Origin of the sequence: Buttiauxella cochleicola, from assembly GCF_021282405.1 — a bacterium.
In the GTDB taxonomy this organism is placed as follows: domain Bacteria; phylum Pseudomonadota; class Gammaproteobacteria; order Enterobacterales; family Enterobacteriaceae; genus Buttiauxella; species Buttiauxella massiliensis.
This window is the reverse complement of record NZ_JAJSOU010000004.1, coordinates 36,233-54,943: the sequence shown is the minus strand read 5'-3', so window position 1 is coordinate 54,943 and position 18,711 is coordinate 36,233. Positions and strand designations below refer to the sequence as shown.

22 protein-coding genes are annotated in these 18,711 nt (G+C 51.5%); 2 read left to right on the top strand and 20 right to left on the bottom strand.

The annotated features are described in order from the left end of the window. The gene (sufA, locus tag LVQ79_RS06560) at positions 1–369 is read right to left on the bottom strand and encodes a Fe-S cluster assembly scaffold SufA (protein ID WP_232864330.1); all 369 of its coding nucleotides are present in this window, start codon (positions 367–369) and stop codon (positions 1–3) included. A 447-nt stretch (positions 370–816) separates the two neighbouring features. Between sufA and iraP the strand changes: the two genes are divergently transcribed. Next, the gene (gene iraP / locus LVQ79_RS06555) at positions 817–1,152 is read left to right on the top strand and encodes an anti-adapter protein IraP (RefSeq protein WP_232864329.1); all 336 of its coding nucleotides are present in this window, start codon (positions 817–819) and stop codon (positions 1,150–1,152) included. A gap of 76 nt (positions 1,153–1,228) precedes the next feature. Continuing rightward, a complete protein-coding gene (locus tag LVQ79_RS06550) occupies positions 1,229–1,750 on the top strand; it encodes a GNAT family N-acetyltransferase (protein ID WP_232864328.1) in 522 nt (173 codons plus the stop codon). A 100-nt stretch (positions 1,751–1,850) separates the two neighbouring features. On the opposite strand, the gene LVQ79_RS06545 is transcribed toward LVQ79_RS06550, so the two are convergent. The 19 genes from LVQ79_RS06545 to eutT form a co-directional block, all read right to left on the bottom strand. Next, a complete protein-coding gene (locus tag LVQ79_RS06545) occupies positions 1,851–2,012 on the bottom strand; it encodes a hypothetical protein (RefSeq protein WP_232864327.1) in 162 nt (53 codons plus the stop codon). 182 nt (positions 2,013–2,194) lie between these two features. Next, a complete protein-coding gene (locus LVQ79_RS06540; protein WP_232864326.1) occupies positions 2,195–2,695 on the bottom strand; it encodes a GlcG/HbpS family heme-binding protein in 501 nt (166 codons plus the stop codon). A 102-nt stretch (positions 2,696–2,797) separates the two neighbouring features. Continuing rightward, the gene (locus LVQ79_RS06535; protein ID WP_232864325.1) at positions 2,798–3,412 is read right to left on the bottom strand and encodes a response regulator transcription factor; all 615 of its coding nucleotides are present in this window, start codon (positions 3,410–3,412) and stop codon (positions 2,798–2,800) included. Continuing rightward, positions 3,412–4,725, bottom strand: a complete 1,314-nt coding sequence (locus tag LVQ79_RS06530; RefSeq protein WP_232864324.1) for a sensor histidine kinase — start codon at positions 4,723–4,725, stop codon at positions 3,412–3,414. Before LVQ79_RS06530 ends, LVQ79_RS06535 begins: the two co-directional genes overlap by 1 nt. 34 nt (positions 4,726–4,759) lie before the next feature. Continuing rightward, positions 4,760–5,185 (bottom strand): nucleoside triphosphatase NudI, encoded by a 426-nt coding sequence (gene nudI / locus LVQ79_RS06525; RefSeq protein WP_232864323.1) that lies wholly within the window; start codon positions 5,183–5,185, stop codon positions 4,760–4,762. 318 nt (positions 5,186–5,503) lie between these two features. Next, positions 5,504–6,556 (bottom strand): HTH-type transcriptional regulator EutR, encoded by a 1,053-nt coding sequence (gene eutR, locus LVQ79_RS06520; RefSeq protein ID WP_134183065.1) that lies wholly within the window; start codon positions 6,554–6,556, stop codon positions 5,504–5,506. Positions 6,557–6,574: 18 nt separating this feature from the next. Continuing rightward, positions 6,575–7,057 carry an ethanolamine utilization microcompartment protein EutK gene (eutK, locus tag LVQ79_RS06515; protein ID WP_154149993.1) on the bottom strand — a complete coding sequence of 161 codons (483 nt, stop codon included), beginning with the start codon at positions 7,055–7,057 and terminating at the stop codon, positions 6,575–6,577. A 10-nt stretch (positions 7,058–7,067) separates the two neighbouring features. Continuing rightward, positions 7,068–7,727, bottom strand: a complete 660-nt coding sequence (eutL, locus tag LVQ79_RS06510) for an ethanolamine utilization microcompartment protein EutL (RefSeq protein ID WP_134183069.1) — start codon at positions 7,725–7,727, stop codon at positions 7,068–7,070. Positions 7,728–7,740: 13 nt separating this feature from the next. Next, on the bottom strand, positions 7,741–8,634 hold the full coding sequence (gene eutC / locus LVQ79_RS06505) for an ethanolamine ammonia-lyase subunit EutC (RefSeq protein WP_232864322.1): 894 nt from the start codon (positions 8,632–8,634) through the stop codon (positions 7,741–7,743). A gap of 19 nt (positions 8,635–8,653) precedes the next feature. Continuing rightward, positions 8,654–10,015, bottom strand: a complete 1,362-nt coding sequence (locus LVQ79_RS06500) for an ethanolamine ammonia-lyase subunit EutB (RefSeq protein WP_134183073.1) — start codon at positions 10,013–10,015, stop codon at positions 8,654–8,656. 12 nt (positions 10,016–10,027) lie between these two features. Then, positions 10,028–11,425 carry an ethanolamine ammonia-lyase reactivating factor EutA gene (gene eutA / locus LVQ79_RS06495; protein WP_232864321.1) on the bottom strand — a complete coding sequence of 466 codons (1,398 nt, stop codon included), beginning with the start codon at positions 11,423–11,425 and terminating at the stop codon, positions 10,028–10,030. Next, a complete protein-coding gene (gene eutH, locus LVQ79_RS06490; protein ID WP_232864320.1) occupies positions 11,422–12,666 on the bottom strand; it encodes an ethanolamine utilization protein EutH in 1,245 nt (414 codons plus the stop codon). The genes eutA and eutH overlap by 4 nt, the downstream gene beginning before the upstream one ends. Positions 12,667–12,712: 46 nt before the next feature. After that, positions 12,713–13,900: an iron-containing alcohol dehydrogenase gene (locus tag LVQ79_RS06485; RefSeq protein WP_232864319.1), complete on the bottom strand. Its 1,188-nt coding sequence runs from the start codon at positions 13,898–13,900 to the stop codon at positions 12,713–12,715. Further along, complete coding sequence (eutJ, locus tag LVQ79_RS06480; protein ID WP_232864318.1) at positions 13,890–14,729, bottom strand: ethanolamine utilization protein EutJ; 840 nt, start codon at positions 14,727–14,729, stop codon at positions 13,890–13,892. The genes LVQ79_RS06485 and eutJ overlap by 11 nt, the downstream gene beginning before the upstream one ends. Positions 14,730–14,739: 10 nt before the next feature. Next, positions 14,740–16,149 carry an aldehyde dehydrogenase family protein gene (locus LVQ79_RS06475; RefSeq protein ID WP_232864317.1) on the bottom strand — a complete coding sequence of 470 codons (1,410 nt, stop codon included), beginning with the start codon at positions 16,147–16,149 and terminating at the stop codon, positions 14,740–14,742. Between the two features lie 15 nt (positions 16,150–16,164). After that, positions 16,165–16,452, bottom strand: coding sequence for an ethanolamine utilization microcompartment protein EutN (gene eutN, locus LVQ79_RS06470; protein WP_134183085.1), 288 nt, complete (start codon positions 16,450–16,452; stop codon positions 16,165–16,167). 105 nt (positions 16,453–16,557) lie between these two features. Continuing rightward, positions 16,558–16,851 (bottom strand): ethanolamine utilization microcompartment protein EutM, encoded by a 294-nt coding sequence (eutM, locus tag LVQ79_RS06465; RefSeq protein WP_034455942.1) that lies wholly within the window; start codon positions 16,849–16,851, stop codon positions 16,558–16,560. A 35-nt stretch (positions 16,852–16,886) separates the two neighbouring features. Then, positions 16,887–17,903 carry a phosphate acetyltransferase gene (pta, locus tag LVQ79_RS06460; protein ID WP_232864316.1) on the bottom strand — a complete coding sequence of 339 codons (1,017 nt, stop codon included), beginning with the start codon at positions 17,901–17,903 and terminating at the stop codon, positions 16,887–16,889. Next, a complete protein-coding gene (eutT, locus tag LVQ79_RS06455) occupies positions 17,893–18,702 on the bottom strand; it encodes an ethanolamine utilization cob(I)yrinic acid a,c-diamide adenosyltransferase EutT (RefSeq protein WP_232864315.1) in 810 nt (269 codons plus the stop codon). The genes pta and eutT overlap by 11 nt, the downstream gene beginning before the upstream one ends. Between the last annotated feature and the right edge of the window lie 9 nt (positions 18,703–18,711).

Sequence of the window (18,711 nt, the reverse complement as noted above, 5' to 3'; positions counted from 1 at the left end):
CTACACCCCAAAGCTTTCACCACAGCCACATTCGTGCTGGGCTTTCGGGTTGTTGAATTTGAATATTTCGTTTAATCCTTCATGCACATAATCGACTTCCGTTCCGTCGATAAACGGCATCGCTGAAAGTGGAACCCACAACTTTGCGCCGTCCAGTTCAAAAAGGAGATCGTCAGACTTAGGTTCCTTAACGGTATCCAGCACGTAGCCGAAACCCGCGCACCCGGTCTGTTTAATGCCCAAACGCACACCAAGGAAGCCCGGCTGCTGGCTTGCCAGTTTGCGAATATGAGCAGCAGCATCAGGAGTTAACGTCAGTCCGTTCCAGGCAAATTCACTGGGATCGAAGCTACCGGTTTGCACATCCATAGTTCACCTCTTTATGTTTTGCCGCCCAAAGGCCAACACCCTATGTTAATGATAACTATTATCAATACAACATCCTGATAACAGGGGTATTCACGAAATGCGCTATTTTTAGGCGTCTTAACTAAGGATAGACCCTGCTGAAAGTCTTGCAGGCGGTGAAATGAGCTATTTAACTCAATGAAATTAAGAGCATTTAACTGGAATAAGAAAGCTTAGGTGATAGAAATTAAAAGATGTATAGAGAATACCGATTTATGCGATTGGTGGCCCCAGGAGCACGATGATCTCCAACGGCAATGCATACATGAGTATTTGTAATTAACGCCTGGCATAGCATGTTCACCCGGTGGAGTGGTGCACAGTCACAACTTAGGCTATTTTCATTTTCATCAAATACATCTCCCCCTGATTTTGTTTAGGGGTTATCTGGCTAGAAATGGGGCTTTTATGAAAAACTTGATACTAGGTGTGATAGCAAAAATTTCTAAAATGGATGCCGAAGCAAAGCAACTGGCGGCAAAAGTCGAAGCTCAGTCTCTGCTTATCGGCGCATTGTTACTGACCATTGGTAAAAATGGCGGTATGAATGAAATGTTGGAGAACGTCAGAAAAGCAATCAATGCGGCTTTAGACGCGGCTGATACTCCCCTGAAGACTGATGCCGAGATACTTTTAAATGAATTCAATAACCTTCTTTTGTTAACACAACTGCTGGAAACAAACGATGCTGAGATTGATCTTGAAGCTCTGAGAAGTATGCCTGGCGAAACAGCTGCTGAATGAGTTTACCCCGGCCAGAAGTCACCCTTTTAGCCTTTTGTTTGCAATACAGTTACAACCCTATAAAAAAGATAAGTAGATGATAATCATTGAAACCGAAAGATTAATTTTACGTCCTCAAACCATTGCAGATTTTGATGTTTGGTTGCCCATGTATGCAGACCCTCAAATTTTCCATGTGACCAATTCTCCAGGTTTTACACCGGAAGAGGGATGGAATCGTATTTTGAGAAACATCGGGCACTGGTCAACATTTGGATTCGGGATCTTCTCCATCTTCCAAAAATCTGATGGTGTTTTTTTAGGGGAAACGGGGCTGGCTAATTTTCATCGTAGTGTTGATGAGAAGTTTGATAAATGCGCTGAAGCTTCATGGGTTATTACACGCGCTGCCCAGGGCCAAGGGATTGCAAAAGAAGCTGCCGATGCCGCACACCATTGGTATGTCGATTCGTTTTCGCCAGTCAAAACTGTGTGCCTGATTGTGAAACATCACCCAGCATCAATTCGCGTTGCTCAACATATCGGTTACCGTATTTATGATGAGTGCTTATATAAAGGAGCGGAGTGCTTCAAGCTAGAACGCTTATACGAAAAATAATCAGCTTTTCAGACGCCATTAACATCATCAATATTCCTCTTCTTACTCAATACAGCCAGAAGAGGAGTTATTTAATCCGCTTTCAAAGTTTGTTTAAATCTTAATAACCCGCAGCTTTGTTAGCCGCTTTTATGCGCTTATTTCTTGAATCTTTTTCATTTTTATCAGTAGCCTGCATTATCCCACCAGCAGCATCTACCCAATCACTCGCGGTGCACCCGGATAATGTCAGACTCAACATAAGTGCGAACATATACTTCATTTTAACTCCCTTACTTCTCATCAATGTATAAAAAACGTCCGTGTAATACGCAAAGTATTTGACGCTGAATACATTATTTTGACAAAAAATCTCAAGAGGAGCAAAGGAGAATATGTTGCACAAGTGCTTTTATACATGACATTACACGCCACAATACGCCTGCAACATCATGAAATTCGCTTTCAGGAAGCGTTGAGGGCTACTTTATTTGCCTCTAACGCATCAACGGCACATTGCTGATCCAAGTGGCCACCCGGCGCACCGCCAATACCAATGGCACCGATGGTTTGGTTATCAACTTTCACTGGGATACCACCGCCCAATAATAAGAAACCTGGGATATCACGCATGTTCTGCGCACCAGCGTTATCCTGTGCACTCTTCATAACATCGCCCGTTGTATTTTTGGTAGTCAGTGCGGTATAGGCTTTCATACGACTGGCTTCAACGGTGTGCGGGCCTGCGTTATCCATACGCTTAACGATTTTCACAACGCCGGCACGGTCAACAACGGTTACCGCGACATTGTAATTTTTGGCGCTACAGGCCTGAATGGCACTCTGTGCGAGCTTATCGGCAAACTCGAGAGAGAGATTTTTTTCGGTCAGAACATTGCTTGCAAACGCAGGCATTGCTGCGGCAGTGCTGAAAAGAGCAGCGGCTAACAGGATGGATTTTTTCATGGTTTCTTCCCTCAACTCGGTTGTGATTAATTAACGAGAGTTAAGGTAGCGGACCAGGTTGCGCAAAACCATTCGGATGAATACCAGGGAAACCAGGTAATTTTACGTAGTGCCTTTCAGCCCGCCGTAGATTTTTATTAACTTCGCCAACGAGTTGATTTCAAGCCGCGCAAACAAACTTGCGCGATGTGCCTCGACGGTTCGTGGTGACAACGACAGATCCCGCGCCATCTCTTTGTTCGATTTCCCCTGCATGATTAGATTCATCACTTCTTGTTCGCGCGCTGAAAGCGTCGCCAGTTTGGCCTGCAAATCGGACTGGTTTTCACGCTGCTGCTGGCTTTGTTTTTGTTGCTCAAGCGCAGCACTCACAGTTTCAATTAGCAGGTCGGCATCAATGGGTTTTGTTAAAAATTCAAATGCCCCATTTTTAAATGCGCGACGGCAAAGATCTATACTGCCATGCCCGGTCATCATGATAACTGGCAGGCTGCATCCCATTTGTTCCCAGCTTTCCAAAAGCGTGATCCCGGACTTTCCAGGCATACGAATATCCAGCAACAGGCAACCATTCAGGGCTGGCATATCTGGCTGGGATTCCAGGAAATTTTGTACACTGGTGTAGGTTTGTGTTTCCCAACCCATCGTTGCCAGAAGTGCGGTTAATGAAAAGCGTATCGCTTCATCATCGTCAATAAGATAGATTCGCTGCCCCATCACGCCTCCTGGTGTATGTGTGGAAAAGTCAGGGTGAAACACGCGCCACCCGCAGCACTATTTTCTGCGTAGATACTGCCATTTAGCCGCTGTACCAGCGTTTCGGTCAACGCCATTCCTAGTCCTAACCCCTCTTTACGGGTGGTAAAGAAAGGCATAAACACCTGTTCTAAGGCTTGCTCGCTCAGCCCTGGCCCACCGTCAGTGACGGTCAACACGATGTCGTTCCCGGCCTGGCGGGCATTGATTGACACCCAGGCTTTGTCATTGTGCTGCTGCGCCTGAATCGCGTTATTGAGCAGGTTATGGAATATCTGCTCAATACCTAGTGGTGAGGCCATAAGTGAAGGGAATGATTCAGGGATTTGGTTTATTACCGTGACTTTTCCACGTTCAATCTCATTACCCAGCAGCATCGCTACTCTTTCCCAGGTACTGTACAAATCCACCGGTTGCAACGTCTGTTCATCACTGTGCAATTTCTCCCGAAACTCCAGCAGCAATGCACTAATACGCTTTGTTTGCATAACCGAAGCTTCCAGCAGCGGCTGAGCTTTTTCAGCCTGTTGTTGTGCAATCAGGCGCTGCGCGGTTTGTGTATAGCTCAAAATTGCCGTAAGCGGTTGATTGAGTTCATGCACCATTCCTGCAGCAATTTCTCCCATCGCGTTAAGACGGGCTAGTTCTGAAAAATGGGCGCGTAAATCAGCAATATTGCGCTGGCGCTTCGTCGTCTGATGCTGGTTATATAAGTAGATAGCCATTGCCCAGAAAACACCCACCAGCACCAGAATTAGCCAGGGTAAATTTCGCCAGTCAGGATTATTCGTCACCTGCAGATTTAGCGGTTGCGAGGGGCTGGTAATCTGTTTCTCCCAACGCCACCAATCATCATTCCCGGCAGCGCCCTGGGTGAGAAGTGCGACACCTTGCCAGCTTAGACTAAAGTGATGAAACTTCTGTGTACGCACCAGATCAGTAAGCAATGTGGGTAAATCAATCAACAAAGAACCTTGTGGTGAATTGATCCAGTAGGTCCCCGCGCGTGCAGGGTTGATATCCGGCCGTGGAGGATTATGAGGCGTGGTTTGCCAGCGCAAAATATAGGGGAATTTCTGTTGCACTACCGCCGGGTCGCTACTGTTTGAAAGCAGCGCGAGAATGACATCGTTTTGCGCAAGTTTGACCGTGATATCGCGATACAAAATACGGAACTCAGCGCTTTGTTCCTCATACTGCTGATGCAGAGCGTAGAAAACAACACCGCCACCAGACAGCACCGAGAGAATCAACCAGATAAGGACTTTACGCATCGAGTTCCTTAATTTCGGATATGTACAACAGAGATCAAAGCCAACCTTTTTTGCTGAAGGTCGCTCGTGTCGCTTCATTCAAATCATAGTTACCCAGTTCAGAATGTTTAACCCAGGCGATTTCCTGAAATTCTTCATTAAACGTGACATGGCGATTGGCGCTCACGCAGTCAAACAACAGATAAATCATGTAGATTTCTTCTTTGCTGCCATCAGCATAGGTCTTCACGCGCACGTCGTCGGCAAAGGTCCAGGGTTTAACACAGCTTATCTGCAGTTCTGCGCCCAGCTCTTCATGAATTTCGCGTAGCAACGCCTCTTCCATTCGTTCACCCGGCTCCATTCCACCGCCGGATAACGCCCATTGCCCAGGGAACACACCGCGATCGTCTGCCATCTTACACAGCAGCACTTCACCGTTATTTTCAATAATTGGGCAGACGATAATTCTCTGACGCATACGACCTCCTGATGTCTTTAGTTTTGCTGACGTTAGCAGAAATGCGCTCGTGAGTCTCACCTGGCATAATGCCTATGGCGCTGATAATTAGATATTTGCGAGGAGAAAGGTCATTAGAATTTATCGAAATAATTGCGGTTGCTTAATGGAGTATTGATGTACCTGGTGAGTGCGCGGGTGGATGATTTGAAAACACCGACTCCTGCGAACCACAAACATAGCTTAAAAAAACCGGTGGATATCGCTTGCGCTAATCCACCCTTGTATCTTGAAACGGTGTCGGGTTAGCGCAGCGTCATCCAACATTAATTCCTTCTATCACTGCCATTCACGACCACGCAAATGCAATGTCTCAGAAGGTTTTTCCAGGAACAAGCGTTGATAGTCAGTGGCGAACTGTCCGAGGTGCCAAAAGCCCCAATGCATCGCCGCGTCCTTCACCGTATTCCAGTTAGACCACGGGCTTATCAATTCCCGGCGAACTGCATTTAAACGGAGTGTTTTAAGCCATGCATTCGGCCCGATACCCAGTACTGCATGGAAACCATTTTGCAAAGTACGGCGACTAACGTGTAACTCATTGCATAGCTCGAGTACCGTTAACGGTTCCGATGTGCGACTTAACACGCAGTCACGTGCCTGTGATACCAGGCGTTGATAGCTGATTTTACGGGACATCAGTTCTGATGCTACCGGCTGGGCACTTTCCAGTAGTTCACTCATCCCCGAGAGCAAATTATGTGTCAGTACTCTGCGCACGTTTTCGTTGCGCATACATTCAGGGTCATGACTGCCATGTGCCAGCGCTTCATTGATAAAACGCCAGATTGTCTCTTTTTTCTGCTGGCACACATCCAGCGCAGAGTTATTTTGCAAAAGCTCAAATAAAACATCGGGTTGCTGAAACAGCCCTGCATTACGAAATAGCACATCGTTGGCAATCACCACGCCAAGAATAGTGTATTCATCTGGTGTGCTAAGCTCAAACTCCGTCCCTCCGGGGCGGGCCGCGATCTCCTCTTTTCCCAACAGTTGAGTACCGATAAACCCTTTTTCGCCATGCGTGGCCGGAATGCCAAACCAGAAGGCATTCGGCCACACCATGCAAGACTGGCGAAGAGCAAGGCTGGTGTATTCACGAAACATTTGGATGTCATCAAATAGCATCTCAGTCAGTTCACCCTGAAAATGCCCAGGCTGGAGCTGATCGTAAAGTTGCTGCCACGCAGTGATGGTGCAGGCATGTTCATAGACATCTTTTGTCACACGCTGTTGAATGACATCATCTTCAATCAGAGGTGTCACCTTTTCGTCCCGCGCATACTCCGTTTTACGCAGATGATGTAAGTCAGTATTAATTTTCTTACTCATACGCGACTCCTTGCGATACTACTCAGACTTCAGACGATAACGGCTGCTACGCTTACGCAATTTTCCGTCATGGAATAAAGCCTCAAGTTGCGTTCTGGCTTCTTCGAGCGGCCAGTTAAAATGCGCCGCGACTTCACCCGCCGTCATCCCGTGCTCCTGGGTTTGCAGCACATCGAGTAACGCTTGTGTTTCCATGGGTTTGACTGCCACCCGTTTGGCTGCTGGCTTACGGCCAAAACTGCAAACTAGCCGCTCAATGTCTTCATCAGGGCGGCCCAGTTCCTTACGGCTAACCACTCGTCCGGTGCGGCTGGCAGCAGCAGAGCCTGCATCCAGCGCTGCACGACAAGCCGCAAGATCCCCTTCAACAACCAACGTCACCATGCCAGGATTGAGCACTTCGTGGTTCAATAAGCGCACGTTTGCTGCCTTAAGCATCGCATCCGCAGCATCAATTCCCGCGACCAGGCCGTACACTTCGAGCAAACCGAGTGAGTTCATCGTTTAGCCCCTATGCACGCTGAATTGGATTACGCGCTATCTCAAGCACAGCTTCACTAAAGGCGTTACAAGCGGCTTTACAAGCGGCCTGACTGCCCGTCATAAACGCTGCTGAGTAGTTGGTTTCCGACGGTGGCGGCACGTAAGTGACAATGCGCACATCAGCAGATTTCAACGCAGCATCAATGCCAAACGTGGCTTCCAGCGGCGGCGCAACCAGGTAAGCCATTGGGTCCCCCAGCAAGATCCCTGCCGTTGTTGAAAGATACGAGCCTGTACGGGAGATTAGATGAGCCAGAAAAGCGGTATCTTCCGCATCGTTAGCCCACTGAAAAGCAGGCCCCTGTTCAATAGTGGCAAACATCGAATCCAGCCCGGCACGCACTTCCGCGGGGTTTGGCCCCCCCAGCATAATCAGAACTTCCCCGGCTGTAGGTGACGGGCCGTGTGCGGCGCCAGCATACAACGAACGTCCAAACACCACTTCAACCTGTGCCTGTTTTGTCGCTTCGTCGGCGGCAATATAGGTTACATCATCAGAATCAGCAGTAATCAAACCCAGGCTACGAATATGGGCAGGCAATTTCAGTTCACGGGCAAATCCTTCACTGACGTTGGCGATAACCCGCATCGCTTTCACATTCGGTTTAATCAAATCTAAAGCTGGCATGGTAATGCTCCCTTTAACGAGTCAGGTTGATGCCCGACGCTTTCTGCGCCAGCATACGTTTAGCAAGTTCGACAATGACGGCAGCCGCTTCTACTGGCGGTGTACCACCCCGGTGAATGTTAGAGATACAGGTGCGGTCGGCTTCTACCGTGGTGGCAGTTTTTGGCGAGTAAACGGCGTAGCAAGACAAACTTTCCGATTGCCCAAGCCCTGGGCGTTCGCCCACCAGCAAAATCACCACTTTCGCCCCCAGTAGCTCACCGATTTGATCTTCAATCTTCACGCGCCCATAGCGCACAAAGAACGGTGTGCCGACATGCAGCCCGGATTGTTCCAGCCCCTGCAACAACGGCGGCAAAATCTCGCCGTAGTTGGCGGTGATAGCATCTGTTGAAAGACCGTCGGAAATGACGACCTGGACATCCGGGTTCTGTTTGCAAGTGGTGCGCAGCAATTCGATGGCATTAGCGCTAAGGCGGCGCCCCAAATCCGGGCGTGTAAGGTAGAGGTTTTTGTCGCTGATTTCTGATTGCAGCTCCAGTAGCCCTTGCTGCTGCACCCATTCGGCGGGCACTTCTTTAAGAACGGTATCTTTCGAGCGTGAATGGTCAGCTAAGAAGCGCAACAAAGCCTGAGTGCGGGGGCGCGGCCCAGCGCGGCCGGTGCATACACGCGCAACCGTACTGTGGCGCAACTCTTCAAGCACATCAGCACGATGCGGGTTCTGCACGCCAATCCACATTTTGGCCTCGGTAGAACCTAAATCGACACTGCAACTTTCTTCTGTTGTTTGCACCACGACAGGCGTAGTTGGGGAAGCAACAACCGCAGGCTGCACGGCATTGGCTGGGGTTTCCATATTCTCCAGCACGCTGCGTACAATTTCTTCAATCTGTTTTTGGTCCATGATGATTTCCCTGATGATTTCAGAAGAACAGCGACGGATCGCCAGCCCGGGACGTTAAACGGCCATTAGCCATCAATCCCATTGTTTCCAGCCACGCTTCAAACTCCGGCGATGGGCGCAGGTTTAGAAGCTGGCGCACGGTAGCGGTATCGTGGAATGCCGTGGTCTGGTAATTGAGCATGATGTCGTCACCCAGCGGCATCCCCATGATGTAATTACATCCGGCGGTCGCCAGCAGGATCATCAGGTTCTCGTTGAGATTCTGGTCCGCATCTGCGTGGTTGGTGTAACAGCAGTCACAGCCCATAGAGATGCCACTTAACTTGCCCATGAAGTGGTCTTCAAGCCCGGCACGGATAATCTGCCGGTCGTTATAGAGGTATTCCGGCCCGATAAACCCGACGACGGTGTTGACGATGAAAGGATCGTAATGGCGTGCCAGGCCGTAATTTCTGGCTTCCATTGTCACCTGATCGGCACCAAAGTTTGCCCCAGCGGAAAGTGCCGAACCTTGCCCGGTTTCGAAGTACAAGCAGTTTTCCCCGGCGATGCGGTTAAACTCCGCCCCTACCGCACGAGCCTCATCCAGCATAGCTAACTCAACGCCGAACTCTTTTAGCCCCTTCTCGCTGCCACAAATACTCTGGAAGATAAGCCCGCCTGGCGCGCCACGCTTGATGGCCTCAATTTGCGTGGTTACGTGCGCCAGTACGCAGCCTTGCGTCGGAATCGAATACTTGTCGATAACGCTGTAAATGGTGTCGAGCACGCGGGTTAAGTTGCCTACATCATCCGTCACCGGGTTGACGCCAATCACCGCATCGCCCACACCAAAACACAGCCCTTCGTAAATTTGTGCTTCGATACTGCGCACATCATCACGCGTATCGTTCGGTTGCAGGCGCGCACTAAAGGTGCCCGGCAAGCCAATTGTGGTATTCGCTTTTTTGATGACCGGCATTTTTTTGCCGCCATAGATCAAATCCGCGTTCGAGCAGATTTTAGCCACTGCTGCCACCACTTCGGAACTGATGCCTTTGCGTAAAAAGGCAATATCATCAACGCTGGTCTCATCGCTGAGGATGTACTCGCGCAGCTCGCTGATGCTCCAGTTTTTAATCCGCGCATAGGACGTTTCGTTGATGTCGTCCTGGATAATGCGCGTCACGCAGTCATCTTCATAAGCGATAACCGGGTTCATGCGGATATCCGCAACCGTCATCTCAGACAACACCTGTTTTGCCGCCACACGTTCCTGTGAACTGTGAGCAGACACGCCCGCCAGCACATCGCCGGAACGTAATTCATTGGCTTTCGCCAGCACTTCTTTAACATCCTTGAACTGATAAACTTGCCCAAACAGCGTGGTTTTTAGTTTCATTGTGTCGATCCCTCAGGAAGGAAAGGCGAGTGATTTAATGGTTACCGGGACGACGGCTCCGCCAAACAACGGCAAACCAATGTCGATATAATCGCCAGTGCGGGTGACCACTTCGTCAATCACCGCAAGCTTGCGCTGCTCCATTTGTGGATACAGCAGCATCCCCAGCGCCTTGCCCAGATCCTGTTCCGCGACAACAATAAGCGGCTGCAGACCTGGGTTGCGTTGGGTAAAAATATTCACTGCATTGATGACCAACTGCACAGTGGCGTAGCTGGTAGAAAGCTCCGGTGGAATGGCAAGCGCGTAGCTGTCTTGCGCGGCATTAAGGTCCATTAGTGCCAGCCCCTGTTGCCAGTTATCAGCCAGCCCGTCGTGCCCGACAGGGTGAACAACCGGAATATTGCGCAGCGGTAATGTCAGCTCATCGAGCCAGATGGTGCTACCCGAAAGCGAGAGTGTATGTGCGCCAGCGCCAATTACGGTGGCACGAACGGTTTGATCGGGAACTTGTACCGGTAGCGAAGCAAATCCAGCATGGCGATGAATCGCCTGAGCCAGAAGCGGACCAATATCACCAAAGATAAATGGCGTTTCTGGTGGCTGGCGGTAGCATTCCCCCACGCCACCAGACAGCGTGATCACATCGGCGGGCTTTCCAGCGGGCAACGCATCCGTCATTAACAGACGTTGTGCCAGTGGTGAAATCTCGCCTGCGATAACTTCATAAAGCAGTTGTGCCATGCGGTCGGCAACGGCTTCAAGCTGTGCAGGCGTTAGTGTTTTTTTACCTTCACCGAACAGCTCATCGGCAATCCACTGCCCTGGGCGATGGATGAAAGCGACGTTGCCTTGAGTGTCGGTTTCAAACAGGCGCCCACCCACATTCAGGCAAGCCGAGGCGACAACTTTACCGCCTTCGAACAGCACATAGTTTGCCGTGCCGCCTCCGATATCAATATTCATCACCCGGTTTAACTGACGCTGCGATAACGCCTGCGCCCCGGAGCCATAACCAGCAATAACCGACTCAAGATGCGGCCCAGCGGTAGCGACAACAAAATCGCCCAGCCGTTGGGCAAGCGCCATCACGGCTGGCCGCGCGTTGCGGGTTTTTGCTGTTTCGCCAGTAATAATAATTGCGCCAGAATCGATTGTTTCAGGTGCAATCCCCGCAGCCTGATACTGCGCGAGAATAAGGCTTAATAGCTCGTCCTCACGCAGATGGCCATCAACATCAACCGGGGTAAAGAACACCGGGCTTTGCCAGGTAATTTCACGTTTCACGAACTCATAGCGCGGCACCTGCGAAATAGCAGCCCGGTTCACCAGTGCAAGACAGGAGAAAATCACCTGTGTTGTCGTGGTACCGACATCAATACCCACGCTAATCAGTTCGCGGATTTTCACGATTGTGCCTCCACAGACGTAGCCACAACCTGAGCACTTTCTTCCTTAGGCACCAGCAGCATTGCGACACCAATCGCGGTCACGCCACCCACCAGCTTGCCGACAATCATCGGGAAGATCATCGGTGACATATTGGCCGCAGCAAAGCCCAGGTGGTCGCCCAGTGCAAAAGCCGCCGACACCGCAAACGCGCAGTTAATGACTTTGCCACGCGCATCCATATTCTTCATCATGCCGTACATCGGGATATTATTAGCGAGTGTCGCCACCATGCCACCCGCTGCAATATTGTTAATTTTCAGCAGATTGCCAACACGCATCAGTGGTTTATCAAACCAGCGAGTCAGCAGCAGTACCATTGGGTAAGCGCCCAGTAACACGCAAGAAATCGAACCAATCACTTCGATAGCACGCATCACTTCGCCGGGTTTATCACCCTCACTCATAAAGATGGGATCAAGGCCTGGGATCAGTGTCCAGCCTACGAGGAACTTCACCACTGCTGCCGCAAGGCCAACAGTAATAATCGCGACGAGAATTTTGGCGAAAATCTGGAAGCCGTTAATCATTTTTTCGGGGATAAACTTCAGACCCAATGCCACCAGAACTGCCACGATCAGTACCGGGATCATATTGAGCAGAATCAGGCTCATAGTGAATTCAATCGGCTGCCCGTTCACTTCTACGCCGGAATACATCGCCACCAGGCCACCGGCAATACAACCAATTGGGATCGTCACAATTCCCGCCAGCACGCCCAGCGCCAGATAACGCCGGTCGGAAGGTTCAATAATGCCCAGTGCTACAGGGATCGAGAATACGATGGTTGGCCCCATCATTGAGCCGAGGATAAGCCCAGAATATAGCCAGGCTGCTACATCGCCCCCGGCCAGTTCTTTAGCGAGGAAGAAACCGCCCATATCACAAGCCAGCAGTGTTCCGGCGAACATCGAAGGGTTCGCGCCAAGCATTTCATAGACCGGGATAATCACCGGGCCAAGCAGGTACGCCAGAACCGGGGCCAGCGCAGTCATCCCGACCATCGCTAATCCCAGCGCGCCCATTGCCATGAAGCCCTCTTCAAACTGGCTGCCAGAACCGGAAATGCTTTTGCCGAGCTTGCCAAGCCCGATAAAACCGAGGATTTTTTCTGACCCGCCAAACTGAATAAACACCCGGTCAACAGCGGCAATCAGCATAAAAATCATCATGATGTACATGATAATGTCGTTAATACCCATATCCCTTCTCCTTCGTCGCCTGCGGGCAGGCGGGTGTAATGTCCGTTCAGGCGTCCTGATACAGCGTGATAATCTGGGCTTCCGTCACAGTGCGTGGATTGGTGGTAATGCAAATGTCGCTCAAGGCTGCGTGGGCAAAACCGGCAAAATCGGCATCACGCCCTCCAGCGGCGCGTAATCCGCTGCCAAGTTCAAGTTCATCAATCAGGTGTTCTACAAAAGCGATACTCTCGCTTGCCGCACAAGGTTTTCCCGTCAGCGCATGGCCAATTTCGCTATACGCTGTTTTGCAAACTAACTGATTAAACTTCATGACTGCGGGCAACATGATGGCGTTTGCCTTGCCATGTGGAATGTCGTATGCCGCGCCAATCTGGTGAGCCGTCGCGTGGCATAACCCTAGTCCCGCGTTAGAAAACGCCATTCCCGCCATGTAAGACGCAAGCATCATCGCTTCACGCGCCACCAAATCATGCCCCTGCCCAACAGCTTGCGGTAACGCCTGACAGATGCTGTTAATCGCGCGATACGCAAGCCCACGAGTCAGCGGTGTACCATTACTTGCTACGTAGGCTTCAATGGCGTGGGTTAAGGCGTCGATTCCTGTTGCGGCGGTAATATGTGGCGGGACACCAAGCGTCAGACAAGCATCAATAATCGCTAAGTCTGGGATCAGCATGGCGTGAACCAGCACCTGTTTACGGTGAGTTTGTGCCGCAATAATCACGGCGACATTGGTGGCCTCCGATCCTGTTCCCGATGTAGTTGGAATAGCGATAAACGGCAGGCGGCGATTGAGGCGTGTTCCGCCGACAAGACTTTCCAGGGGGAGCTCAGGATTAGTAGCAATAACGGCGACCACTTTCGCCGCATCCAGAACGGAACCGCCACCTAGTGCGACAATGCCATCACACTGGCAACGGCTGATTTGTTCAACCGCCGCACCTATATCACTGTCGACAGGCTCACCCGGCGGGCAAGACCAGATTTCATATGCGATGCCGCTATGTTTCAGATTACGTTCCAGAACCTCAGTCATTCCAGCACGGTGCAACATGCCATCGACCATCACCAAAGGGCGATTAATACCGCGCTCGCGCAGCGCTTCACCACAACGCGCCACCGCCCCCGGTCCCATAAACGTGGCGGGCGGAACAGCAAACTCACGCACGTTGCGAGCATTCATCATGTCCAGCGCCTGATATAGCGCGGATTGCATTTCTTCACTGTGCATGAGCACCCTCCACTTGTGCCATGCCGCACACCGCGATGGCTAATGGCGTCATGAAAATGGAATGAGGGGGAAGCTGAACGGTGATACCTGGAAAACGTTGGCGGAATAACCCTGCAACACCCGGTTGCATACAAGACCCACCCGCCAGCCAGAGTTGTTCGACGTCGTAACCTTCAATGTGGCGAGCAACAATGTCTGCCATTTTTTCGTAAACCGGACGAACCACCGGCCAGAGGCTGCCGTCGCTATTGCGCTTCATTTGTTCGGCGTCTTCTAGTGCAATGCCTTGATTACCTGCGAGCGTGAGGGAAATATGGTGCCCACCAGTCGCTTCATCCCCGGAGTAAATCACTTGCCCTTGTGACACCACAGCAATGCCGGTTGTGCCACCGCCAATATCCACCACGGCCGCTTTGTCGAGCTGCAACATATCGGCAACGGCTGTCGGTTCATCCAGCACACGGCTCACTTCAAGCCCCGCGGACTCCAGCACGTTGAGAGAAATTCGCGGGTCTGTTCCCGGCGGGAATGAGGTCGCAGCATGGCTAAACCGAAAGCCCAGTTGCTGCTCCAGCGTGTCGAGGTGGCGGCACACAATCTGCACCGCACCAAAGAAATCCCACACCACGCCGTCACGAACTACATCGGCCCAGTCAAGGCAAACGGCAACGGGCTGGCAGTCGTTATCGACAACCAGCGACACCACATCGCAAGTGCCAAGATCGATACCCAGCCACAGCGGTTGCTGTACCGTTTTCGGTTGCCCGTTACACAGCAAAGACGCGTTTCTTAAACGGTCGTTGAGCCAGGTCTGCTCGGTGCGTGCCATTACTGCCTCCTTAAACGATGCGGAATCCATCTACCAGTACGCAACGACGCAGGCGCACAAAGGTTCTGGCTGATGTCACACCCTCACCTGTTGGCGTGGTGATGGTCATGGAAGTCCAGCCCTCGCCACCCAATCCCAGTCCGGCAATACAAGGGCCGTTCTTGACGAAAATACTGGTGTCGATGGCGTTCGCCATGGCATTCATATTGTCGATATTGCGTGAGTGCATAGCGGCGGTGTGATGGCAACCACCTTCCAGTTTCACCGCAAGCGCAATGGCTTCGCTGACGTTTGCCACGCGGATCATCGGCAACACGGGCATCATCATCTCTGTTACAGCAAACGGATGACGCGCAGTGGTTTGTACCAGCAGCAAACGTGTTTCAGAGGCAACGTTGAGGTCGATAGCTGCGGCAATTTTGGTAGCATCACGCCCGACCCAGTCACGGCAGACTTGCCCTTTACCTTGTTCATCAATATTTTTCAGTAGCACTGGCAGCAGTTTTTCAGCCTGCGCGTCACTGAGTAAAACTGCGTGATTGCGCTGCATTTCTTCAAGCAGGGCGTCGGCCACGCTTTCCACCACAATCAGCACTTTCTCGTCAGCGCATATGATGTTGTTATCGAATGAAGCGCCCTGCACGATGGCTTTTGCTGCGCGAGGAATGTCGGCAGTTTCATCCACTACAACCGGTGGATTACCCGCACCCGCCGCAATCAAACGTTTGTTGGTGTGCTTACGTGCGGCATCTACTACCGCTTCACCGCCTGTCACCACCAATAAACCGATGCCGGGATATTTGAATAATCGCTGCGCGGTTTCGATATCAGGATTGAGCACCGTGACCAGTAAATTCGCTGGGCCGCCTGCCGCAACGATGGCATCGTTAAGCCAGGTGATAGTTTGCTGCGAGACTTTTTTTGCCGCCGGATGTGGTGCAAATACCACGCTATTTCCGGCTGAAATCATGCTGATGGCGTTGTTGATGACTGTCGCTGCAGGATTAGTAGAAGGTGTAACCGAGGCCACCACGCCCCACGGTGCATTCTCGATGAGTGTCAGGCCGTTATCACCCGTTAACACTTGAGGGGTCAGGCACTCAACGCCCGGAGTACCACGAGCCTGAGCAATATTCTTGGCACATTTATCTGCAACACGGCCCATTCCGGTTTCCGCGACAGCCATTTCGGCAAGCTGTTGCGCATGTTGTTCGCCCGCCAGGCGAATTGCCGCAACAGCTTTCTGGCGCATCGCCACGCTGGTTAAGGCTTTTTGGGCGGCACTGGCTGCCTGAACGGCGTCATCCAGTGAGGCAAAAACACCTGCATCGCAAGGTGGGGTAACAGGTTCTGGCGCTGAGTTAGCGGCCATTCCTGCCAGTACGGCTTTCACCACCTGCTCAATTTGTTGCCTGTCCATGTCGTTCAATCCTCACTATTTATGGAAGATGATTTCTCTGTCCATGACCACTTCATCGACAATGCCTATCACGCACATGTCGACCGGAGAGGCTTCACTATGGTGCGCACGGCGAGCGGAACTACCGCCCACCAGCAACACCCACTCGCCGTTTCCGGCACCAATGCTGTCGGTGGCTATTGCGCACTCGCCGCTCGGCTCACCCTGACGGTTAATCATCTCCACCATCAGCAACTTGTCGTGTTCAAGTCCGCTATGGCGGACTGTGCAAACGATTTGACCAATGACCATTGCCAGCTTCATGCTCGCCTCCGGACAAAATTCAGGTACAGCTATCCCGTGCCGCCCTGAGGCTGCCAGATGACTGAATTAAGGAAAGGTGACGTCCGGGGGTGACGTCACCGGCTATCAATCGATAGTCTTGTCGCTACCCAGGCCAATTGGGAACACTTCTTCCAAATCGCCATGTGGACGTGGGATGACGTGAACGGAAACCAATTCACCAATGCGTTGGGCTGCAGCAGCTCCGGCATCGGTTGCCGCTTTACAGGCCGCCACATCACCACGAACCATTGCTGTTACCAGCCCACCGCCGATTTGCTTTACTCCAACCAGTTTGACGCGAGCCGCTTTGACCATCGCATCCGATGCTTCAATCACTGCTACCAAACCTCTGGTTTCGATCAGTCCTAATGCTTCCATGATTCATTTCCTCTCACTCGGTTAAAAATCTAGTTTTATCCAGCTTCACTGTTTGCCCTCTCCCTGAGGGAGATGGTTGGGGTGAGGGTGGTTTGAGCCACCAGCACCAACTCAATAATTTCGCGGGTACTGCATCCACGGGAAAGATCGTGCAAGGGCGCGCTTAACCCCTGAATCAACGGGCCGAGAGCGCGAAACCCTCCCAACCGTTGTGCAATCTTGTAGCCGATATTGCCTGCCTCAAGCGACGGGAATACCAACACATTCGCCTGCCCTGCCAGCACACTTTCAGGTGCTTTTTGCGCAGCAACCTGGGGAACGAAGGCCGCATCGAATTGCAATTCACCATCCACACACAGTTCAGGTGCTCGTTCACGCACGATGTCTGTTGCCTGTTGAACGGTGGCGACACAAGGGTGCCTGGCACTGCCGTTGGTAGAAAATGACAACATGGCGACGCGAGCGGGTTGCCCGGTAATGGCCTGCCAGCTTTGTGCACTACTGATAGCAATATCAGCAAGCTGCACCGCAGTTGGTTGTGGCACTACGCTGCAATCAGCAAATCCAAGAATCCGCTCCCCTTCGGGTGGCAGCATCAGAAACAGTGAGGAAAGCGTTTGAACGCCCGGTTGTAGTCCAATGACTTTTAATCCAGCACGCAAAACAGCTGCAGTTGAAGAAATATTCCCCGCAATACACACATCAGCTTTCCCTGCTTTAACCATTGCGGCGGCAAACCAGAGAGGGTCACGCAAGCGTTCTGTTGAGTCATCCGGAGTTTTATCACCCAGGCGCTGAGAAAGCTGCTGATGAAATTGCACCAGCCAGTCATGTGATGTTGCCGGATCAATAATATGTAACCCATCGAGCGGCAGCCCTGCCGCGAGGGCGAAATGGCGTAAGGCAAATGGATTGGCCAGGATGATGGGTTGTGCCAGGCCATGATGTTGCAGGTAATGCGCCGCTTCTATTACACGAGCATCCTTCGCATCCGGGAAAACAACCCGGCGTGGCTGGTTTTGGGCCTGGCGGCGACAGCGATCAAGCAGCATGTTGGCCTCCTGCCAGGCGCCGTTGTAGCGCAGATGCATCCGGCCACTCTTTTTTCAGGCACAAGATCATCAGTACATAAACCGCACTCGAGAGGCGATTCAGCGCCTGCAACAAATCAGCTTTTTGCACGTGGTAATCCACACCGATAAACACCGTTGCGGCACAAATTTCGGTTTCACGGATCCTGGTACGCAGAAGATTGAGCAATGCCACATCACGCCCGTGAGCGGCATCTGGCACCAGATGATCATGCCCCAGGTATTTCAACGGTTGATGAGATAACTGGTGTAAATCGTCAGCCGATAACCCAACGATTTGCTGTTCTGGTAGCGCCTGCTCCAGAGCATCAGCACGCATGATATTCCCAAGCAAAGAGCGGATATCTGCAAGCCAAAGTGCCACTGTTTTATCAAACTCAGTTTGTAGCCACACCGCAGTCGCAATGGTGCTATCAAGGCTTGCGCGAAACGCCAGACGAGGATCGTTTTTCGCCACAAACACCTGCGCATTGAGATGAGTTAGCGTGTCTGGTTTTTCCTTCACTTGCTGCTGGCACAACTCACAATGGGCTACCTGCGCTACTGCCTCACTCGTCAAGCCATGAACTGGCTGTAACTGCTCCTGCATTTCAACAAACAACCGTCCGTCGTCATCCTGGAATTTCACCAGTAAATGACGAGCGTCAATCAACTCGCGGGCGGATGGCGTCATACGGCTGTCAGCAGGCAGACGAATTTCGCTCCCTTCGCTGAGGGTATGGTTTGCCCGCAGCCAGTCTTCGGTGATGAAGGTGCTCATACGCGCCTC

Excerpts from the sequence above, each read along its gene's own strand:
- LVQ79_RS06540 (WP_232864326.1), bottom strand. The coding sequence starts at position 2,695 with ATGAAAAAATCCATCCTGTTAGCCGCTGCTCTTTTCAGCACTGCCGCA.
- eutM (WP_034455942.1), bottom strand. The coding sequence starts at position 16,851 with ATGGAAGCATTAGGACTGATCGAAACCAGAGGTTTGGTAGCAGTGATT.
- eutK (WP_154149993.1), bottom strand. The coding sequence starts at position 7,057 with ATGAACTCACTCGGTTTGCTCGAAGTGTACGGCCTGGTCGCGGGAATT.
- LVQ79_RS06545 (WP_232864327.1), bottom strand. The coding sequence starts at position 2,012 with ATGAAGTATATGTTCGCACTTATGTTGAGTCTGACATTATCCGGGTGC.
- iraP (WP_232864329.1), top strand. The coding sequence starts at position 817 with ATGAAAAACTTGATACTAGGTGTGATAGCAAAAATTTCTAAAATGGAT.
- LVQ79_RS06530 (WP_232864324.1), bottom strand. The coding sequence starts at position 4,725 with ATGCGTAAAGTCCTTATCTGGTTGATTCTCTCGGTGCTGTCTGGTGGC.
- LVQ79_RS06475 (WP_232864317.1), bottom strand. The coding sequence starts at position 16,149 with ATGGACAGGCAACAAATTGAGCAGGTGGTGAAAGCCGTACTGGCAGGA.
- eutR (WP_134183065.1), bottom strand. The coding sequence starts at position 6,556 with ATGAGTAAGAAAATTAATACTGACTTACATCATCTGCGTAAAACGGAG.
- LVQ79_RS06485 (WP_232864319.1), bottom strand. The coding sequence starts at position 13,900 with ATGCACAGTGAAGAAATGCAATCCGCGCTATATCAGGCGCTGGACATG.
- sufA (WP_232864330.1), bottom strand. The coding sequence starts at position 369 with ATGGATGTGCAAACCGGTAGCTTCGATCCCAGTGAATTTGCCTGGAAC.
- LVQ79_RS06535 (WP_232864325.1), bottom strand. The coding sequence starts at position 3,412 with ATGGGGCAGCGAATCTATCTTATTGACGATGATGAAGCGATACGCTTT.
- eutT (WP_232864315.1), bottom strand. The coding sequence starts at position 18,702 with ATGAGCACCTTCATCACCGAAGACTGGCTGCGGGCAAACCATACCCTC.
- eutN (WP_134183085.1), bottom strand. The coding sequence starts at position 16,452 with ATGAAGCTGGCAATGGTCATTGGTCAAATCGTTTGCACAGTCCGCCAT.
- LVQ79_RS06500 (WP_134183073.1), bottom strand. The coding sequence starts at position 10,015 with ATGAAACTAAAAACCACGCTGTTTGGGCAAGTTTATCAGTTCAAGGAT.
- nudI (WP_232864323.1), bottom strand. The coding sequence starts at position 5,185 with ATGCGTCAGAGAATTATCGTCTGCCCAATTATTGAAAATAACGGTGAA.
- LVQ79_RS06550 (WP_232864328.1), top strand. The coding sequence starts at position 1,229 with ATGATAATCATTGAAACCGAAAGATTAATTTTACGTCCTCAAACCATT.
- eutJ (WP_232864318.1), bottom strand. The coding sequence starts at position 14,729 with ATGGCACGCACCGAGCAGACCTGGCTCAACGACCGTTTAAGAAACGCG.
- eutL (WP_134183069.1), bottom strand. The coding sequence starts at position 7,727 with ATGCCAGCTTTAGATTTGATTAAACCGAATGTGAAAGCGATGCGGGTT.
- eutC (WP_232864322.1), bottom strand. The coding sequence starts at position 8,634 with ATGGACCAAAAACAGATTGAAGAAATTGTACGCAGCGTGCTGGAGAAT.
- pta (WP_232864316.1), bottom strand. The coding sequence starts at position 17,903 with ATGCTGCTTGATCGCTGTCGCCGCCAGGCCCAAAACCAGCCACGCCGG.
- eutH (WP_232864320.1), bottom strand. The coding sequence starts at position 12,666 with ATGGGTATTAACGACATTATCATGTACATCATGATGATTTTTATGCTG.